The organism is Photobacterium sp. Alg240-V54, from assembly GCF_900537155.1.
Taxonomy (GTDB): Bacteria; Pseudomonadota; Gammaproteobacteria; order Enterobacterales; family Vibrionaceae; genus Photobacterium.
In genome coordinates this window covers 1-15,401 of record NZ_UNRL01000017.1, presented here as the reverse complement: position 1 = coordinate 15,401, position 15,401 = coordinate 1, and the positions used below count along the sequence as shown (strand labels likewise).

Below are 15,401 nucleotides of genomic sequence, written 5' to 3'. Positions count from 1 at the left end.
CCTGCCGCCAGCGTTCAATCTGAGCCATGATCAAACTCTTCAATTAAAGTTTTGTTGTYTCTTTCGAGACGGCTCAATGAATACTGACTTCAAAACTACCTTAGTAATTTTAAAGCTATTATCGTTCCAACAGAACGATAATGAATTGACTGTGCCAAACAATCTTCTCTATAAATAGATTAGGTTATTTGTATTGGTCACTCAGTTCATTGATAAATCTTTCGACTTAACTATTCAACGAGTGCCCACACAGATTGCATGGTCAAATTGTTAAAGAACAATACTGACTTTCGGTAACCGCTTGCGCCGTTGTCCGTGTCAGTGAGGTCGCATTATAGGGAGATTTTATCTGCTGACAAGCATATTTTTAATAAATAAAATCGTTTGCTCAAATTTAAATCAAATTGAATATAACTGTTACTTTTACACTCACAACTACGCTGAATACAATTTTTAAAGCACTTCTAAGATAACAATATCGTTATTATTATCTGTTCTAATTTCATCTATAGCAGCAATTAGTAATGATGATTTTTACAATCAACAACTAAAAAGGTGAAAATCAAAATAAAAAATCGTTAGTTGTCATCGGTAACTATCATCGATAGCGCTTCAAGCGAGTACTGTTAGAAAATTATTCACTATTATAGAAGTAGAAGTAGAAGTAGAAGTAGAAGTAGAAGTAGAAAATGATAGTTTGGAATTAATTACAATAAAATATCAAAAAAAAAGCCGAGTCCAAGGACTCGGCTTTCTTCTTATTTAATGGCTAGTGCTTATTCAGCAGCAGCTTCTTCCTTTGCAGGACGGTCTAATAACTCGATGTAAGCCATAGGAGCTTTATCACCAGTACGGAAACCGCACTTCATGATACGAGTGTAACCACCAGGACGCGCTGCGAAGCGTGGACCTAGTTCATTAAATAATTTCGCAACAACTTCGTTATCACGAGTACGAGCGAATGCAAGACGACGGTTAGCAACACTGTCGGTCTTAGCTAGGGTAATCAAAGGCTCAATTACGCGACGTAGCTCTTTTGCTTTAGGCAAGGTAGTCTTAATTAATTCGTGACGTACCAGAGAGCTAGCCATGTTGCTGAACATCGCTTTACGATGACTGCTGTTGCGGTTGAGTTGACGACCACTCTTACGATGGCGCATGACCTAATCCTTCTAACTAGATATCAGTAAACTGTTAATCTTCAGCGATTGATGCAGGTGGCCAGTTTTCTAGGCGCATACCTAGAGATAGACCACGAGAAGCTAATACATCTTTGATTTCTGTCAAAGACTTCTTACCAAGGTTTGGCGTTTTAAGAAGCTCAACCTCGGTACGCTGAACAAGATCACCGATGTAATGGATCGCTTCTGCTTTCAGACAGTTAGCAGAGCGAACAGTTAGTTCAAGATCGTCTACAGGACGCAGTAGGATCGGATCGAACTCCGGCTTCTCTTCTTTCTCTTCAGGAACTCGTACATCACGAAGATCTACAAATGCATCCAATTGTTCAGCAAGAATTGTTGCTGCACGACGGATAGCTTCCTCAGGATCAAGAGTACCATTAGTCTCCATATCGATTACTAGCTTGTCTAGGTCAGTACGTTGTTCTACACGTGCTGCCTCTACCGCGTAAGCGATACGGTCCACTGGGCTGTAAGTAGCATCTACTAACAAACGACCAATTGGACGCTCATCTTCTTCAGTGTGAATACGAGCTGATGCTGGTACGTAGCCGCGACCACGTTCTACCTTGATGCGCATGCTTAATTCAGCATTGTCATCAGTTAGATGGCAGATTACGTGTTCTGGGTTCGCAATCTCAACATCACCATCATGGGTGATGTCACCTGCAACAACAGGGCCTGCACCAGATTTGTTCAGAGTAAGAATAACTTCATCTTTACCCTCAACCTTAACGGCTAGACCTTTAAGGTTAAGAAGAATTTCAAGGATATCCTCCTGAACGCCTTCTTTGGTGCTGTACTCATGTAACACACCGTCGATTTCTACTTCAGTTACAGCACAACCTGGCATTGAAGATAGCAAAATACGACGAAGAGCGTTTCCTAGAGTGTGGCCAAAACCACGCTCCAACGGCTCTAGAGTTACTTTTGCGTGCGTAGAGCTAACTTGTTCGATGTCAACTAGACGCGGCTTAAGAAATTCTGTTACAGAACCCTGCATTGTGTCCTCTCTTAACTGTAGCCTTACTTAGAGTAAAGCTCGACGATCAGGTGTTCGTTGATGTCGGCAGACAAATCAGAACGTTCTGGAAGACGCTTAAACGTACCTTCCATCTTGCTGCTGTCTACTTCGACCCAAGTCGGTAGTTCACGCTGTGTAGCAACTTCAAGAGCTGCTTTAATGCGTGCTTGGTTCTTAGCTTTCTCACGAATGCTAACAACGTCGTTTGCCGCTACCTTGAAAGAAGGAACGTTTACGACTTGACCGTTAACTAGAATCGCTTTGTGGCTTACCAATTGACGAGATTCAGCGCGAGTTGCACCAAAGCCCATGCGGTAAACTACGTTATCTAAACGACCTTCAAGAAGCTGAAGCAGGTTTTCACCTGTGTTACCCTTGATGCGGGCAGCTGTCTTGTAGTAGTTACGGAATTGTTTTTCTAGTACGCCATATGTACGACGAACTTTCTGCTTCTCACGAAGCTGAACGCCGTAATCAGATAGACGACCGCGACGAGCACCATGTTGGCCCGGAGCGTTATCAATCTTACACTTGGTATCAATCGCACGTACACCAGACTTAAGGAATAAGTCAGTGCCTTCGCGACGGCTAAGCTTTAGCTTAGGACCCAAATATCTTGCCATTTTCTTTCTCCAATATTCCTAGAAACTAAACGTTATACGCGACGTTTCTTAGGTGGACGACAACCGTTATGAGGGATCGGAGTCGCATCAACAATGTTAGTGATACGGAAACCCGCTGCGTTTAGAGCGCGGATTGTAGACTCACGACCAGGACCAGGGCCCTTAACCATAACTTCTAGGTTCTTAACGCCATATTCTTTGGCCATTTCACCACAACGCTCAGCAGCAACCTGTGCAGCGAACGGAGTAGATTTACGAGAACCACGGAAACCTGAACCACCTGCAGTTGCCCATGAAAGAGCATTACCTTGACGGTCAGTAATGGTTACGATTGTGTTGTTGAAAGAAGCATGGATGTGCGCAACGCCATCGGCTACTTGCTTGCGTACGCGCTTACGAGCGCGAGTTGGTTGTTTTGCCATTGTACTCTACCTTATCCGACTATTTTTTGATCGGCTTGCGCGGACCCTTGCGGGTACGTGCGTTGGTTTTAGTACGCTGTCCACGAAGAGGTAGACTGCGACGGTGACGAAGACCACGGTAACAACCAAGGTCCATAAGGCGCTTGATGTTCATGGAAATTTCACGACGAAGATCACCTTCTACAGTGTACTTAGCTACACCATCACGCAGTAGATCGATCTGTTCTTCAGTTAGTTCACTGATCTTAACATCTTCAGCAATACCAGTCTCAGCTAGAATAGCTTGAGAACGAGTCTTACCGATGCCGTAAATCGCAGTTAATGCGATTACAGCGTGTTTCTGATCAGGAATGTTAATGCCTGCAATACGGGCCACTATTCACTCCTAGTACTTTACAAGAATAACCGCTGCAGAGCCCGTTCAGGATACGCAGCGGTGGTACAATTCTTTTGCACATAACAAAAGATGGTTGACTAATTTAGCCAACCTATCTTCAATTTGCAAGAAATATTTCTGCTAATTAGCCTTGGCGTTGTTTATGCTTTGGCTCACTGCAAATTACACGCACAACACCGTTGCGCTTGATAACTTTACAGTTACGGCAGATTTTCTTAACGGAAGCACGAACTTTCATTGCTAAACTCCGTAAATATGGAAAACTAAACTTAGCGGCCGTAGCCTTTTAGATTAGCTTTTTTCAATACTGACTCATATTGTTGAGACATCAAATGTGTCTGAACTTGAGCCATGAAATCCATGATAACAACAACTACGATTAGTAAGGAAGTACCGCCGAAATAAAAGCGTACGTTCCATGCAATCATCATGAACTCGGGGATCAGACAGATAAAGGTGATATACAACGCACCCGCAAGGGTTAGTCGAGTCATTACTTTATCAATGTACATTGCGGTCTGTTCACCCGGGCGAATACCAGGTATGAATGCTCCAGACTTCTTCAAGTTATCAGCTGTCTCGCGAGGGTTAAACACCAACGCGGTATAGAAGAAACAGAAGAAAATAATTGCAGCAGCGTAGAGCATTACATAAAGTGGCTGTCCTGGACTAAGAGCAAGTGAAATATCACTTAACCAGCCAAGACCTTCACTTTGTCCAAACCACTGAGCCAGTGTGCCTGGAAACAGAATAATACTCGATGCGAAAATTGCTGGGATTACACCGGCCATGTTGATTTTCAACGGCAAGTGTGTGCTCTGCGCAGCAAAGACACGACGGCCTTGTTGACGCTTGGCGTAGTTAACGACGATACGACGTTGACCACGTTCCATGAACACTACAAAGTAAATCACAGCAAAAGATATAACCGCAATTAACAGTAGAAGAAGTACGTGCAATTCACCTTGACGCGCTTGCTCTACGGTCTGTCCAATAGCTGGCGGCAAACCAGCAACGATACCAGTGAAAATAATCACAGATATACCGTTACCAATGCCACGCTCGGTAACTTGCTCACCTAACCACATTAAGAACATGGTACCAGTAACCAAACTAACCACGGCAACAAAATAGAAACTAGGACCTGGATTATGTACCAGGCCTGGAATCATACTTGGTAACCCCGTTGCAATACCAATTGCTTGGAAGGTTGCCAATACAAGCGTACCGTATCGGGTGTACTGACTAATCTTACGACGGCCAGCTTCACCTTCTTTCTTCAACTCAGCCAAGGCTGGATGAACTACTGTTAGCAACTGGACAATAATGGACGCAGAAATATACGGCATTATGCCCAGAGCTAAAATAGAAGCACGCGAGAGTGCACCACCAGAGAACATGTTAAACATCTCAATGATGGTACCCTTTTGCTGCTCGAACAGACTGGCAAGTACAGTAGCGTCAATACCAGGAATAGGCACAAAGGATCCAGCTCGGAATATTAATATCGCACCTAATACAAAGAGAAGGCGTGACTTAAGCTCTGCTAGGCCACCTTGTCCACTACGAAAATCTTGTCCTGGTTGTTTAGCCATCTGTACCTCATCCTCGAGTTAATTATTCCTCGATTTTACCGCCAGCAGCTTCGATAGCAGCTAAAGCGCCTTTAGTAACGCGTAGGCCTTTCACTGTTACTGAACGAGCGATATCACCAGAAAGTACAACTTTCACGAACTTAATGTCCTTAGTGATAACATTCGCAGCTTTTAGTGTTTCAAGGCTTACAACATCACCTTCAACTTTCGCTAGCTCTGCTAGACGAACTTCAGCTGTTACTAGGCTCTTACGAGACGTAAAACCGAACTTTGGTAGACGCTGTTTCAAAGGCATTTGACCGCCTTCAAAACCTGGGCGAACAGAACCACCTGAACGTGATTTCTGACCTTTAACACCACGGCCACAAGTTTTACCTAGACCTGAACCGATACCACGGCCTACGCGCTTCGCAGAAGGCTTAGAACCAGCAGCCGGTGATAGAGTATTCAAACGCATACTGATTACTCCTCAACTTTAACCATGTAGTAAACTTTATTGATCATGCCGCGTACGCAAGCAGTATCTTCAAGTTCAACAGTGTGGTTGATGCGACGAAGGCCTAGGCCGCGCAAAGTAGCTTTATGCTTCGGTAAACGACCGATAGAGCTCTTTGTTTGGGTTACTTTAATAGTTTTAGCCATGTCGATTACTCCAGAATTTCTTTAACAGAAAGACCACGTTTTGCAGCGATCATTTCTGGAGAGTTCATTCCACTTAAACCAGCAATCGTTGCGCGAACAACGTTGATTGGGTTAGTAGAACCGTATGTTTTTGCTAGTACGTTACGGATACCCGCAACTTCTAGCACTGCACGCATTGCGCCACCGGCGATGATACCAGTACCTTCTGATGCAGGCTGCATGTACACTTGAGAACCAGTGTGACGGCCTTTAACAGCGTGGTGAAGAGTACCTTCGTTGATTGCGATCGTAACCATGTTACGACGTGCTTTTTCCATCGCTTTCTGGATTGCAGCAGGCACTTCACGTGCTTTACCGTAACCAAAACCGATGCGACCGTTACCGTCACCAACTACTGTTAGTGCAGTAAAGCTGAAAATACGACCACCTTTAACCGTTTTTGAAACACGGTTAACAGCGATCAGTTTTTCATTCAAATCTGATTGTGTCTTTTCGTTAGCCATCTTCCGCCTACCTTAGAATTTCAGACCAGCTTCACGAGCAGCTTCTGCTAGTGTCGCGATACGGCCGTGGTATTGGAAACCAGAGCGATCAAATGCAACGTTAGAGATGCCTTTTTCAATCGCGCGCTCAGCAATAGTTTTACCTACAACTGCAGCAGCGTCTTTGTTTCCGGTACTCTTAACTTGCTCACGGATCGCTTTTTCTAAAGTAGAAGCGGCTGCGATAACCTCAGAGCCGTTCGGTGCGATTACCTGAGCGTACACGTGACGTGGAGTACGGTGTACAACTAGGCGAGTTGCGCCCAGTTCAGCAATCTTACGACGTGCTCGGGTCGCACGACGGATACGAGATGCTTTCTTATCCATAGTGTTACCTTACTTCTTCTTAGCTTCTTTAGTACGCACAACTTCGTCGGCGTAACGAACACCTTTACCTTTATAAGGTTCAGGGCTACGGTAAGCGCGAATATCAGCAGCTACCTGACCAACAACCTGCTTATCAGTACCCGTAAGTACGATTTCAGTTTGTGATGGACATTCAGCTTTGATACCTGCTGGAAGTTCGTGCTCAACTGGATGAGAGAAACCTAGAGTTAGACCTACAGCGTTGCCTTTAATAGCAGCACGGTAACCTACACCCTTAAGAGTCAGCTTCTTAGTGAAGCCTTCGGTAACACCAACAACCATGTTGTTAACTAGTGCACGAGCAGTACCTGCTTGTGCCCAAGCTTTATCGAACCCTTCACGAGGACCGAAAGTAACTTTGTTCTCTTCCAAAGTTAGAACTACTGCTGGATTCATAACACGAACTAATTCGCCTTTTGAACCTTTAACAGTAATTTCCTGACCGTTAAGCTTAACTTCTACGCCGGCAGGGAAAACTACTGGTGCTTTTGCAACACGAGACATGTTCTACTCCTATTATGCTACGTAGCAGATAATCTCACCGCCAAGACCCGCTTTGCGTGCAGCGCGGTCGGTCATAAGACCCTTGGAAGTGGAAACGATAGCAATACCAAGGCCACCCATCACTGATGGTAGCGCACCTTTTTTCTTGTAGATGCGTAGACCAGGACGTGATACACGTTGGATTTGCTCAATAACTGGGTTAGCTTCGAAGTACTTAAGAGTAACTTCTAGCTCTGGCTTAACTTCACCTGTTACAGTGTAGTCTGCCACGAAACCTTCTTCTTGTAATAATGCTGCAATTGCAACTTTAAGCTTAGAAGATGGCATTTTAACAGCAACTTTTTTCGCTGCCTGACCGTTACGAAGACGGGTCAGCATATCCGAAATCGGATCTTGCATGCTCATAAGTTAATACTCCGTGATTCTGAATTGCTTACTGGTATTACCAGCTTGCTTTACGTAGACCCGGAATCTCGCCTTTCATGCAAGCTTCACGAACCTTGATACGGCTAAGACCGAACTTACGTAGGTAGCCGTGTGGACGTCCAGTCTGGTTACAGCGATTACGCTGACGAGACTTCGCAGAATCACGTGGTAGTGACTGAAGCTTAAGCACTGCATTCCAGCGATCTTCTTCAGACGCATTCACGTCGCTAATTAGAGCTTTTAGCGCAGCACGCTTTTCAGCGAACTTAGCTACTAGCTTGGCACGTTTAGCTTCACGTGCCTTCATTGATTCTTTAGCCATTAGTAACCCTTACTTTTACTTACGGAATGGGAAGTTAAAAGCAGACAGTAGAGCTAGAGCTTCTTCATCAGATTTAGCAGAAGTTGTGATTGTGATATCTAAACCACGTACACGATCTACTTTATCGAAATCGATTTCTGGGAAGATGATCTGCTCACGAACGCCCATGCTGTAGTTACCACGACCATCGAATGATTTCGGGTTTAAACCACGGAAATCTCGAATACGAGGTACAGCAATTGAAATTAGACGCTCGAAAAAGTCCCACATACGCTCGCCACGTAAGGTTACTTTACAGCCAATAGGGTAGCCCTCACGGATCTTAAAGCCTGCAACTGACTTGCGTGCTACTGTGATTAGCGGCTTCTGACCTGCAATTGCAGTCATGTCAGCAGCAGCATTTTCTAGCAGCTTCTTGTCGTTGATAGCTTCGCCCACACCCATGTTAAGTGTGATCTTTTCGATCCTTGGGACTTGCATGATACTCTTGTATTCGAACTTGCCAGCAAGGTCTTTTACAACAGTCTCTTTGTAGTAATCATGCAGTTTCGCCATAGTACTACTCCAAACTTACTTGATAGTTTCGCCAGTCGATTTAAAGAAACGAACTTTTTTGTCGTCTTCAAATCGGAAGCCTACACGGTCCGCTTTACCTTGACCGTTAACGATAGCAACATTAGACGCATCGATCGCAGCTTCCTGCTCAACAATACCGCCTTGAACACCCATTGCCGGAACCGGCTTCTGGTGTTTCTTAACCATGTTAATACCTTCAACGATAACTTTACCGGTTGCTAGAACCTTAGTTACCTTACCAGTCTTGCCTTTATCTTTACCAGCAAGAATGATAACTTCGTCGTTACGACGGATTTTAGCTGCCATTATAGTCGCTCCTTAAAGTACTTCTGGCGCTAGTGATACAATCTTCATGAATTTCGTATTACGAAGTTCACGAGTCACAGGGCCAAAGATACGGGTACCGATAGGTTGCTCAGTAGTGTCGTTCAACAATACGCAAGCATTACGGTCAAAGCGAATGACAGAGCCATCTTGACGACGAACGCCTTTACGGGTGCGTACAACCACCGCTTTCAGGACATCACCTTTCTTAACTTTACCGCGTGGAATTGCTTCCTTTACAGTAATCTTGATGATGTCACCGATATGTGCATAGCGACGGTGAGAACCACCCAGAACCTTAATACACATTACGCTACGTGCGCCGGAGTTATCCGCAGCATCAAGCATACTTTGCATTTGGATCATGTTAGTGCTCCGCTAATTTAAAACATCTAGACCCAAATCGAGTCGATATGCCTTTTCTTCAAAGGCGGCGAATAATAACACCATTTTCGACCGATGGGTAGATAAAAAAATGAACGGCCCTAAGTTTTTCAGGGCCGCTTACTTAAACAGCTGAAAAGTCAGTAATTAGATACGTGCTTTTTCAACTACGCGTACCAGTGTCCAAGACTTAGTCTTTGACATTGGACGGCACTCGCGAACTTCAACCATGTCGCCTAGGCCACATTCGTTGTTTTCGTCATGTGCATGAAGCTTAGTCGTGCGTGTGATGTACTTACCGTAGATCGGGTGCTTCACTTTACGCTCGATAGCAACAACAAGAGACTTATCGCCTTTGTTGCTAACTACACGACCAAGCTGAGTACGGATTTGATCGCTCATTATGCGCCAGCCTTCTCAGTCAGTACAGTTTTAACACGTGCGATATCACGACGTACAGTTTTAAGATTATGAGTCTGCTGTAGTTGACCAGTCGCAGCTTGCATGCGCAAGTTAAACTGTTCACGTAGCAAATTCACAAGCTCTGCATTAAGCTCTTCAACGCTTTTAGCGCGTAGATCTAGTGCATTCATCACATCACCGCCTTAATTACGAATGTTGTCTTGATTGGTAGCTTACGTGCAGCAAGATTAAATGCTTCACGAGCTAGTGCTTCAGGAACACCACCCATTTCGTATAGAACTTTACCTGGTTGAATTTGTGCAACCCAGTACTCCACACTACCCTTACCTTTACCTTGACGAACTTCAAGAGGCTTAGATGTGATTGGTTTGTCTGGGAATACACGAATCCAGATTTGGCCCTGACGTTTTACATGACGAGTCATAGCACGACGTGCAGCTTCGATCTGACGAGCAGTTAGTCGACCACGACCAACAGCTTTAAGACCAAATTGACCAAAGCTTACATCAGTACCGTTCGCTAAACCGCGGTTACGACCTTTAAAGGCCTTGCGGAATTTAGTGCGTTTAGGTTGCAGCATCAATAAACTCCTTATTTACGGCTTTTGCGCTGCTTCTTAGGCTTGTCAGCCTTTGGCTCTTCAACCGGCATGCCGCCTAGAACTTCACCTTTGAAGATCCAAACTTTAACGCCGATAACACCGTATTGGGTGTGAGCCGAAGAAGTTGCGTAATCAATGTCAGCACGAAGAGTGTGTAGAGGCACACGGCCTTCACGGTACCACTCAGTACGTGCGATTTCAGCACCGCCTAGACGGCCGCTTACTTCAACTTTGATACCCTTAGCGCCAAGACGCATAGCGTTTTGAACTGCACGCTTCATCGCGCGACGGAACATAACACGACGCTCTAGTTGAGACGAAATGCTGTCTGCTACTAGTTGACCATCTAGTTCTGGTTTACGTACTTCAGCGATGTTGATCTGAGCTGGAACGCCCGCGATCTTCGCAACTGCTGCACGTAGTTTCTCTACGTCTTCGCCTTTCTTACCGATTACTACGCCTGGACGAGCAGTGTGAATAGTCACACGGATGCTCTTAGCAGGACGCTCGATAACGATGCGTGATAGAGATGCTTTTGCTAGTTCCTTAGTAAGGAACTGGCGTACCTTGAAATCGCCGTCTAGGTTGTCAGCGAATTCTTGGCTGTTAGCAAACCAAGTGGTATTCCAAGGCTTACAGATGCCTAAACGAATACCATTAGGATGTACTTTCTGACCCATTGCTTTCTCTCCTAGTCTCTTAGCGGTCTGCTACAACAACAGTGATGTGGCTAGAACGCTTCAAGATGCGATCGGCACGGCCTTTAGCACGAGGCATAATACGCTTCATGGTAGGACCTTCGTCAACGAAGATTTTAGCAACATTAAGATCATCAATGTCTGCGCCTTCGTTGTGTTCTGCGTTAGCGATAGCTGACTCTAGAACTTTCTTGATTAAATCAGCAGCTTTTTTGTTGCTGAAGTTAAGAATTTCTAGAGCTTGAGCAACTGGCTTACCGCGCAGTTGATCTGCAACCAAACGAGCTTTTTGCGGCGAGATGCGAGCAAAGCGATGTTTAGCGATAGCTTCCATTACCTACTCCTTAGCGCTTTTTAGCTTTCTTATCCGCAGCATGACCGCGGTAAGTACGTGTTGGTGCAAATTCGCCTAGCTTGTGACCGATCATTTCTTCAGAAACGAAAACAGGAACGTGCTGACGACCATTATGGACAGCGATGGTCAAACCGATCATCTGAGGGATGATCATTGAGCGACGGGACCAAGTCTTAACAGGCTTTTTGTCTCCGCTTTCCAACGCTTTCTCTACCTTCTTCAGCAAGTGTAGGTCAATGAATGGACCTTTCTTGAGAGAACGTGGCATGGCGTATCCTCTTTATAATTACTTATTACGACGACGTACGATGTACTTGTCGGTGCGCTTGTTGCTACGAGTCTTATAACCCTTAGTTGGAACGCCCCAAGGTGTTACTGGATGACGACCGCCTGATGTACGACCTTCACCACCACCGTGTGGGTGATCCACTGGGTTCATTACAACACCACGTACAGTTGGACGAACACCGCGCCAGCGTGAAGCACCAGCTTTACCTAGCTCACGTAGCATGTGTTCTGCGTTACCAACTTCACCTAGAGTCGCACGACCGTCAGCAAGAACTTTACGCATTTCACCAGAACGTAGACGTAGAGTCACATAAGTGCCTGCACGTGCAATGATCTGAGCGTATGCACCAGCTGAACGAGCCAGCTGTGCACCTTTACCAGGCTTAAGTTCAACACAGTGTACTGTTGAACCTACTGGGATGTTGCGCATTGGTAACGTGTTACCAACTTTGATAGCAGCATCTTCGCCAGACTGGATCATATCACCAGCTTGGATACCTTTAGGTGCGATAATGTAGCGGCGCTCACCGTCTGCGTACAGAACTAGAGCAATGTTTGCGCTACGGTTTGGATCGTATTCTAGACGCTCAACTTTCGCTGGGATGCCATCTTTAGTACGTTTAAAGTCAATTAGACGGTAATGTTGTTTGTTACCACCACCGATATGACGTACTGTGATACGACCGTTATTGTTACGACCACCTGACTTAGAGTTTTTCTCTAGTAGTGGTGCGTACGGCTTACCCTTATGCAGGTCAGAGTTAACCACTTTTACTACGTGGCGACGACCTGGGGAAGTCGGCTTACATTTTACAATAGCCATTCTTCTTTGCTCCTAGCCTTACTCTGCACTACCAGCGAAGTCGATGTCTTGACCTTCTTTCAAGATAACATACGCTTTCTTCACGTCTGAACGACGGCCTTGGCGCATACCTTGACGTTTGGTCTTACCCTTAGTGATAAGAGTATTTACAGACTTAACTTCAACCTCAAACAGTTTTTCAACTGCTGCTTTGATCTCTCTCTTTGTCGCAGTAATAGCAACTTTAAACACGATAGTATTCGCGTTTTCAGCAGCCATTGATGCTTTTTCAGAGATGTGCGGAGCACGTAGAACTTTTAAAATACGCTCTTCAGTGATCATGCTAGCATCTCCTCAATTGCTTTAACTGCAGCTGCAGTCATTACAATTTTATCGAAAGCGATCAAGCTAACTGGATCGATTGCCGCTGCATCACGTACGTCTACTTTGTATAGGTTACGTGCTGCAAGGAATAGATTCTCATCTAGTTCGCCAGTTACGATTAGTGCATCAGTTAGCTCAAGCTCTTTAAGCTTAGCAACTAGTGCTTTTGTCTTTGGTGCTTCTAGAGTGAAGTTTTCAACAACGATTAAACGCTCTTGACGAACTAACTCAGAAAGAATGCTCTTCATAGCACCGCGGTACATTTTCTTGTTTACTTTTTGGCTGTGATCCTGAGGACGAGCAGCGAAAGTAACACCACCAGAACGCCATAGCGGACTGCGGATTGTACCTGCACGAGCGCGACCAGTACCTTTCTGGCGCCATGGCTTAGCGCCACCACCAGAAACGTCTGAACGAGTCTTCTGAGCACGTGTACCCTGACGAGCACCTGCTGCAAATGCAACAACTACTTGGTGTACAAGCGCTTCATTGAAATCACGCCCAAAAGTAGTTTCGGAGACAGTTAGCGCGTTAGCGCCTTTGACTACCAATTCCATTACTAACTCCTCGACGTTACGCTTTAACAGCTGGTTTAACGATCACGTTACCGCCTGTAGCACCAGGGACTGCACCTTTAATAAGAAGCAGATTGCGCTCAGCGTCAACACGTACGATCTCTAGGTTTTGAGTCGTTACACGCTCAGCACCCATGTGACCAGCCATTTTCTTGCCTTTAAATACACGACCTGGAGTTTGACATTGGCCAATTGAACCCGGAGCGCGGTGAGACAAGGAGTTACCATGGGTCATATCTTGAGTACGGAAGTTCCAGCGCTTAATAGCACCTTGGAAGCCCTTACCTTTAGATGTACCAGTAACGTCTACTTTTTTAATTTCGTTAAAGATTTCAACATTTAGCTCAGCGCCAACTGCGAATTCTTCATTATTTTCTAGACGGAATTCCCAAAGACCGCGACCAGCTTCTACACCTGCTTTCGCAAAGTGACCAGCTTCTGGCTTAGATACGCGGCTAGCTTTCTTAGTTCCAGCTGTTACTTGAATAGCGTTGTAACCGTCAGTTTCTACAGATTTAACCTGAGTAACGCGGTTGTTTTCAACTTCAACAACAGTAACTGGAATAGAAATGCCATCTTCGGTAAAGATGCGGGTCATGCCCACTTTACGACCGATTAGACCAATCATTCTCTTATCTCCCCTTAACCTAGGCTGATCTGAACGTCAACGCCAGCTGCTAGATCTAGACGCATCAGAGCATCAACAGTTTTATCTGTAGGCTCAACGATGTCGATAAGGCGCTTGTGTGTACGAATTTCGTACTGGTCACGTGCGTCCTTATTAACGTGTGGAGAAATAAGAACAGTGAAACGTTCTTTGCGAGTAGGTAGAGGGATTGGACCCTTAACCTGTGCGCCAGTACGTTTAGCTGTTTCAACGATTTCCGCAGTAGACTGGTCGATCAAACGGTGATCGAACGCCTTTAGACGGATACGAATACGTTGGTTCTGCATTAGACAGAGCTCCAAATAAAAATTACACAAACAATATCGCCACTCACGTTCGTAAAGACGAAGGAATGTCGATTGATTTATGTGAACGTAGCATCCCTATCGGATGCATTGTCAGCCAATTTAATGACTGCGAACATAAGTCAGAGTGTTCATTATGAAACATACTTGGCAAGCCAGTAGTAAGTTTCTCCTCAACGCTTATTGGTTCACAACAGCACTTACAAGACTTCGTCTCAGGCAGTGTCGAGCATTATACAGATCACATTTTTGAAATCAAGCCTTGATCGATAAATAAGCAACATTCTAATTATTGCTCTTTATTATCAATAATTTAAATATCAATAATCGTAATGATTTGCTAGCCCTACTCGCTTAAGACGCTATCCATGTAGTTATTCATATAAAAAAAGGGAGCCTAAGCTCCCTTTTTTGTACGTAAGTACTAAATGTTATTAAGCAACGATAGTTGCAACAACACCAGCACCAACTGTACGGCCACCTTCACGGATAGCAAAACGTAGACCTTCGTCCATCGCGATAGGTGCGATTAGAGTAACAGTCATAGAGATGTTATCACCAGGCATTACCATTTCAACGCCTTCTGGTAGCTCGATAGTACCAGTTACGTCAGTTGTACGGAAGTAGAACTGTGGACGGTAACCTTTGAAGAAAGGAGTGTGACGACCACCTTCATCTTTAGAAAGAACATAGATTTCTGAAGTGAAAGTTGTGTGTGGAGTGATTGAACCTGGCTTAGCAAGTACTTGACCACGTTGAACGTCATCACGCTTAGTACCACGTAGAAGAACACCAACGTTCTCACCAGCACGRCCTTCGTCAAGAAGCTTACGGAACATCTCAACACCAGTACAAGTAGTTGTAATAGTGTCTACGATACCGATGATAGCAACTTCGTCACCTACACGTACGATACCTTGCYCAATACGACCAGTTACAACAGTACCACGGCCTTGGATCTGTCTCTTATACACA

The 15,401-nt window shown here is 44.9% G+C and carries 29 protein-coding genes; all 29 read right to left on the bottom strand.

From position 1 onward, the window contains the following. Positions 1-776: 776 nt before the first annotated feature. A complete protein-coding gene (gene rplQ, locus G6R09_RS19665) occupies positions 777-1,160 on the bottom strand; it encodes a 50S ribosomal protein L17 (protein ID WP_005370955.1) in 384 nt (127 codons plus the stop codon). Between the two features lie 34 nt (positions 1,161-1,194). Further along, entirely contained in the window at positions 1,195-2,184 is a 990-nt protein-coding gene (locus G6R09_RS19660; RefSeq protein WP_036789646.1) for a DNA-directed RNA polymerase subunit alpha, read from the bottom strand. A gap of 23 nt (positions 2,185-2,207) precedes the next feature. Beyond that, the gene (rpsD, locus tag G6R09_RS19655; RefSeq protein WP_061000877.1) at positions 2,208-2,828 is read right to left on the bottom strand and encodes a 30S ribosomal protein S4; all 621 of its coding nucleotides are present in this window, start codon (positions 2,826-2,828) and stop codon (positions 2,208-2,210) included. Positions 2,829-2,860: 32 nt separating this feature from the next. Further along, positions 2,861-3,250 (bottom strand): 30S ribosomal protein S11, encoded by a 390-nt coding sequence (gene rpsK / locus G6R09_RS19650; protein WP_005370963.1) that lies wholly within the window; start codon positions 3,248-3,250, stop codon positions 2,861-2,863. Positions 3,251-3,269: 19 nt separating this feature from the next. After that, positions 3,270-3,626, bottom strand: coding sequence for a 30S ribosomal protein S13 (rpsM, locus tag G6R09_RS19645; RefSeq protein WP_005370966.1), 357 nt, complete (start codon positions 3,624-3,626; stop codon positions 3,270-3,272). 145 nt (positions 3,627-3,771) lie between these two features. Further along, positions 3,772-3,885: a 50S ribosomal protein L36 gene (gene rpmJ, locus G6R09_RS19640; RefSeq protein WP_000868186.1), complete on the bottom strand. Its 114-nt coding sequence runs from the start codon at positions 3,883-3,885 to the stop codon at positions 3,772-3,774. A gap of 31 nt (positions 3,886-3,916) precedes the next feature. Further along, on the bottom strand, positions 3,917-5,242 hold the full coding sequence (gene secY / locus G6R09_RS19635) for a preprotein translocase subunit SecY (protein WP_061000879.1): 1,326 nt from the start codon (positions 5,240-5,242) through the stop codon (positions 3,917-3,919). Between the two features lie 22 nt (positions 5,243-5,264). After that, the gene (gene rplO / locus G6R09_RS19630) at positions 5,265-5,699 is read right to left on the bottom strand and encodes a 50S ribosomal protein L15 (RefSeq protein WP_036789641.1); all 435 of its coding nucleotides are present in this window, start codon (positions 5,697-5,699) and stop codon (positions 5,265-5,267) included. Positions 5,700-5,704: 5 nt separating this feature from the next. Beyond that, positions 5,705-5,884, bottom strand: coding sequence for a 50S ribosomal protein L30 (gene rpmD, locus G6R09_RS19625; protein WP_005302823.1), 180 nt, complete (start codon positions 5,882-5,884; stop codon positions 5,705-5,707). 5 nt (positions 5,885-5,889) lie between these two features. Beyond that, positions 5,890-6,387 carry a 30S ribosomal protein S5 gene (gene rpsE / locus G6R09_RS19620; RefSeq protein ID WP_061000881.1) on the bottom strand — a complete coding sequence of 166 codons (498 nt, stop codon included), beginning with the start codon at positions 6,385-6,387 and terminating at the stop codon, positions 5,890-5,892. Positions 6,388-6,399: 12 nt separating this feature from the next. Then, positions 6,400-6,753, bottom strand: coding sequence for a 50S ribosomal protein L18 (gene rplR / locus G6R09_RS19615; protein ID WP_036789636.1), 354 nt, complete (start codon positions 6,751-6,753; stop codon positions 6,400-6,402). Between the two features lie 9 nt (positions 6,754-6,762). Further along, on the bottom strand, positions 6,763-7,296 hold the full coding sequence (rplF, locus tag G6R09_RS19610) for a 50S ribosomal protein L6 (protein WP_065168439.1): 534 nt from the start codon (positions 7,294-7,296) through the stop codon (positions 6,763-6,765). A gap of 12 nt (positions 7,297-7,308) precedes the next feature. After that, a complete protein-coding gene (gene rpsH, locus G6R09_RS19605) occupies positions 7,309-7,701 on the bottom strand; it encodes a 30S ribosomal protein S8 (protein ID WP_045032673.1) in 393 nt (130 codons plus the stop codon). Positions 7,702-7,738: 37 nt separating this feature from the next. Next, the gene (gene rpsN / locus G6R09_RS19600; protein WP_005370985.1) at positions 7,739-8,044 is read right to left on the bottom strand and encodes a 30S ribosomal protein S14; all 306 of its coding nucleotides are present in this window, start codon (positions 8,042-8,044) and stop codon (positions 7,739-7,741) included. A 15-nt stretch (positions 8,045-8,059) separates the two neighbouring features. Further along, positions 8,060-8,599 (bottom strand): 50S ribosomal protein L5, encoded by a 540-nt coding sequence (gene rplE / locus G6R09_RS19595; protein WP_036789621.1) that lies wholly within the window; start codon positions 8,597-8,599, stop codon positions 8,060-8,062. A 15-nt stretch (positions 8,600-8,614) separates the two neighbouring features. Continuing rightward, a complete protein-coding gene (gene rplX / locus G6R09_RS19590; protein WP_036789611.1) occupies positions 8,615-8,926 on the bottom strand; it encodes a 50S ribosomal protein L24 in 312 nt (103 codons plus the stop codon). A 12-nt stretch (positions 8,927-8,938) separates the two neighbouring features. After that, positions 8,939-9,310: a 50S ribosomal protein L14 gene (rplN, locus tag G6R09_RS19585; RefSeq protein ID WP_036789609.1), complete on the bottom strand. Its 372-nt coding sequence runs from the start codon at positions 9,308-9,310 to the stop codon at positions 8,939-8,941. 165 nt (positions 9,311-9,475) lie between these two features. Beyond that, positions 9,476-9,730: a 30S ribosomal protein S17 gene (gene rpsQ, locus G6R09_RS19580; RefSeq protein ID WP_087846920.1), complete on the bottom strand. Its 255-nt coding sequence runs from the start codon at positions 9,728-9,730 to the stop codon at positions 9,476-9,478. Next, a complete protein-coding gene (gene rpmC, locus G6R09_RS19575) occupies positions 9,730-9,921 on the bottom strand; it encodes a 50S ribosomal protein L29 (protein WP_036789604.1) in 192 nt (63 codons plus the stop codon). Before rpmC ends, rpsQ begins: the two co-directional genes overlap by 1 nt. Then, complete coding sequence (gene rplP / locus G6R09_RS19570; protein WP_036789596.1) at positions 9,921-10,331, bottom strand: 50S ribosomal protein L16; 411 nt, start codon at positions 10,329-10,331, stop codon at positions 9,921-9,923. The genes rpmC and rplP overlap by 1 nt, the downstream gene beginning before the upstream one ends. 11 nt (positions 10,332-10,342) lie before the next feature. After that, a complete protein-coding gene (gene rpsC, locus G6R09_RS19565; RefSeq protein WP_036789594.1) occupies positions 10,343-11,032 on the bottom strand; it encodes a 30S ribosomal protein S3 in 690 nt (229 codons plus the stop codon). Positions 11,033-11,051: 19 nt separating this feature from the next. Next, on the bottom strand, positions 11,052-11,384 hold the full coding sequence (gene rplV / locus G6R09_RS19560; protein WP_005302797.1) for a 50S ribosomal protein L22: 333 nt from the start codon (positions 11,382-11,384) through the stop codon (positions 11,052-11,054). Positions 11,385-11,394: 10 nt separating this feature from the next. Further along, a complete protein-coding gene (gene rpsS / locus G6R09_RS19555; protein ID WP_005302795.1) occupies positions 11,395-11,673 on the bottom strand; it encodes a 30S ribosomal protein S19 in 279 nt (92 codons plus the stop codon). A gap of 18 nt (positions 11,674-11,691) precedes the next feature. Beyond that, positions 11,692-12,516: a 50S ribosomal protein L2 gene (rplB, locus tag G6R09_RS19550; RefSeq protein WP_036789591.1), complete on the bottom strand. Its 825-nt coding sequence runs from the start codon at positions 12,514-12,516 to the stop codon at positions 11,692-11,694. A gap of 18 nt (positions 12,517-12,534) precedes the next feature. After that, the gene (gene rplW / locus G6R09_RS19545; RefSeq protein ID WP_036789589.1) at positions 12,535-12,837 is read right to left on the bottom strand and encodes a 50S ribosomal protein L23; all 303 of its coding nucleotides are present in this window, start codon (positions 12,835-12,837) and stop codon (positions 12,535-12,537) included. Then, the gene (gene rplD / locus G6R09_RS19540) at positions 12,834-13,436 is read right to left on the bottom strand and encodes a 50S ribosomal protein L4 (RefSeq protein WP_036789587.1); all 603 of its coding nucleotides are present in this window, start codon (positions 13,434-13,436) and stop codon (positions 12,834-12,836) included. Before rplD ends, rplW begins: the two co-directional genes overlap by 4 nt. Before the next feature lie 16 nt (positions 13,437-13,452). Further along, complete coding sequence (gene rplC, locus G6R09_RS19535; RefSeq protein ID WP_065168438.1) at positions 13,453-14,082, bottom strand: 50S ribosomal protein L3; 630 nt, start codon at positions 14,080-14,082, stop codon at positions 13,453-13,455. Between the two features lie 14 nt (positions 14,083-14,096). Then, positions 14,097-14,408, bottom strand: coding sequence for a 30S ribosomal protein S10 (rpsJ, locus tag G6R09_RS19530; protein ID WP_002541412.1), 312 nt, complete (start codon positions 14,406-14,408; stop codon positions 14,097-14,099). 452 nt (positions 14,409-14,860) lie between these two features. Continuing rightward, on the bottom strand, positions 14,861-15,401 hold a 541-nt coding region (locus tag G6R09_RS19525; protein WP_240345805.1), incomplete at its 5' end, for an EF-Tu/IF-2/RF-3 family GTPase.

Bases quoted from the DNA above. Each gene is read 5' to 3' on its own strand.
- rplQ (WP_005370955.1), bottom strand. From the start codon at position 1,160: ATGCGCCATCGTAAGAGTGGTCGTCAACTCAACCGCAACAGCAGTCAT.
- G6R09_RS19660 (WP_036789646.1), bottom strand. From the start codon at position 2,184: ATGCAGGGTTCTGTAACAGAATTTCTTAAGCCGCGTCTAGTTGACATC.
- rpsD (WP_061000877.1), bottom strand. From the start codon at position 2,828: ATGGCAAGATATTTGGGTCCTAAGCTAAAGCTTAGCCGTCGCGAAGGC.
- rpsK (WP_005370963.1), bottom strand. From the start codon at position 3,250: ATGGCAAAACAACCAACTCGCGCTCGTAAGCGCGTACGCAAGCAAGTA.
- rpmJ (WP_000868186.1), bottom strand. From the start codon at position 3,885: ATGAAAGTTCGTGCTTCCGTTAAGAAAATCTGCCGTAACTGTAAAGTT.
- secY (WP_061000879.1), bottom strand. From the start codon at position 5,242: ATGGCTAAACAACCAGGACAAGATTTTCGTAGTGGACAAGGTGGCCTA.
- rplO (WP_036789641.1), bottom strand. From the start codon at position 5,699: ATGCGTTTGAATACTCTATCACCGGCTGCTGGTTCTAAGCCTTCTGCG.
- rpmD (WP_005302823.1), bottom strand. From the start codon at position 5,884: ATGGCTAAAACTATTAAAGTAACCCAAACAAAGAGCTCTATCGGTCGT.
- rpsE (WP_061000881.1), bottom strand. From the start codon at position 6,387: ATGGCTAACGAAAAGACACAATCAGATTTGAATGAAAAACTGATCGCT.
- rplR (WP_036789636.1), bottom strand. From the start codon at position 6,753: ATGGATAAGAAAGCATCTCGTATCCGTCGTGCGACCCGAGCACGTCGT.
- rplF (WP_065168439.1), bottom strand. From the start codon at position 7,296: ATGTCTCGTGTTGCAAAAGCACCAGTAGTTTTCCCTGCCGGCGTAGAA.
- rpsH (WP_045032673.1), bottom strand. From the start codon at position 7,701: ATGAGCATGCAAGATCCGATTTCGGATATGCTGACCCGTCTTCGTAAC.
- rpsN (WP_005370985.1), bottom strand. From the start codon at position 8,044: ATGGCTAAAGAATCAATGAAGGCACGTGAAGCTAAACGTGCCAAGCTA.
- rplE (WP_036789621.1), bottom strand. From the start codon at position 8,599: ATGGCGAAACTGCATGATTACTACAAAGAGACTGTTGTAAAAGACCTT.
- rplX (WP_036789611.1), bottom strand. From the start codon at position 8,926: ATGGCAGCTAAAATCCGTCGTAACGACGAAGTTATCATTCTTGCTGGT.
- rplN (WP_036789609.1), bottom strand. From the start codon at position 9,310: ATGATCCAAATGCAAAGTATGCTTGATGCTGCGGATAACTCCGGCGCA.
- rpsQ (WP_087846920.1), bottom strand. From the start codon at position 9,730: ATGAGCGATCAAATCCGTACTCAGCTTGGTCGTGTAGTTAGCAACAAA.
- rpmC (WP_036789604.1), bottom strand. From the start codon at position 9,921: ATGAATGCACTAGATCTACGCGCTAAAAGCGTTGAAGAGCTTAATGCA.
- rplP (WP_036789596.1), bottom strand. From the start codon at position 10,331: ATGCTGCAACCTAAACGCACTAAATTCCGCAAGGCCTTTAAAGGTCGT.
- rpsC (WP_036789594.1), bottom strand. From the start codon at position 11,032: ATGGGTCAGAAAGTACATCCTAATGGTATTCGTTTAGGCATCTGTAAG.
- rplV (WP_005302797.1), bottom strand. From the start codon at position 11,384: ATGGAAGCTATCGCTAAACATCGCTTTGCTCGCATCTCGCCGCAAAAA.
- rpsS (WP_005302795.1), bottom strand. From the start codon at position 11,673: ATGCCACGTTCTCTCAAGAAAGGTCCATTCATTGACCTACACTTGCTG.
- rplB (WP_036789591.1), bottom strand. From the start codon at position 12,516: ATGGCTATTGTAAAATGTAAGCCGACTTCCCCAGGTCGTCGCCACGTA.
- rplW (WP_036789589.1), bottom strand. From the start codon at position 12,837: ATGATCACTGAAGAGCGTATTTTAAAAGTTCTACGTGCTCCGCACATC.
- rplD (WP_036789587.1), bottom strand. From the start codon at position 13,436: ATGGAATTGGTAGTCAAAGGCGCTAACGCGCTAACTGTCTCCGAAACT.
- rplC (WP_065168438.1), bottom strand. From the start codon at position 14,082: ATGATTGGTCTAATCGGTCGTAAAGTGGGCATGACCCGCATCTTTACC.
- rpsJ (WP_002541412.1), bottom strand. From the start codon at position 14,408: ATGCAGAACCAACGTATTCGTATCCGTCTAAAGGCGTTCGATCACCGT.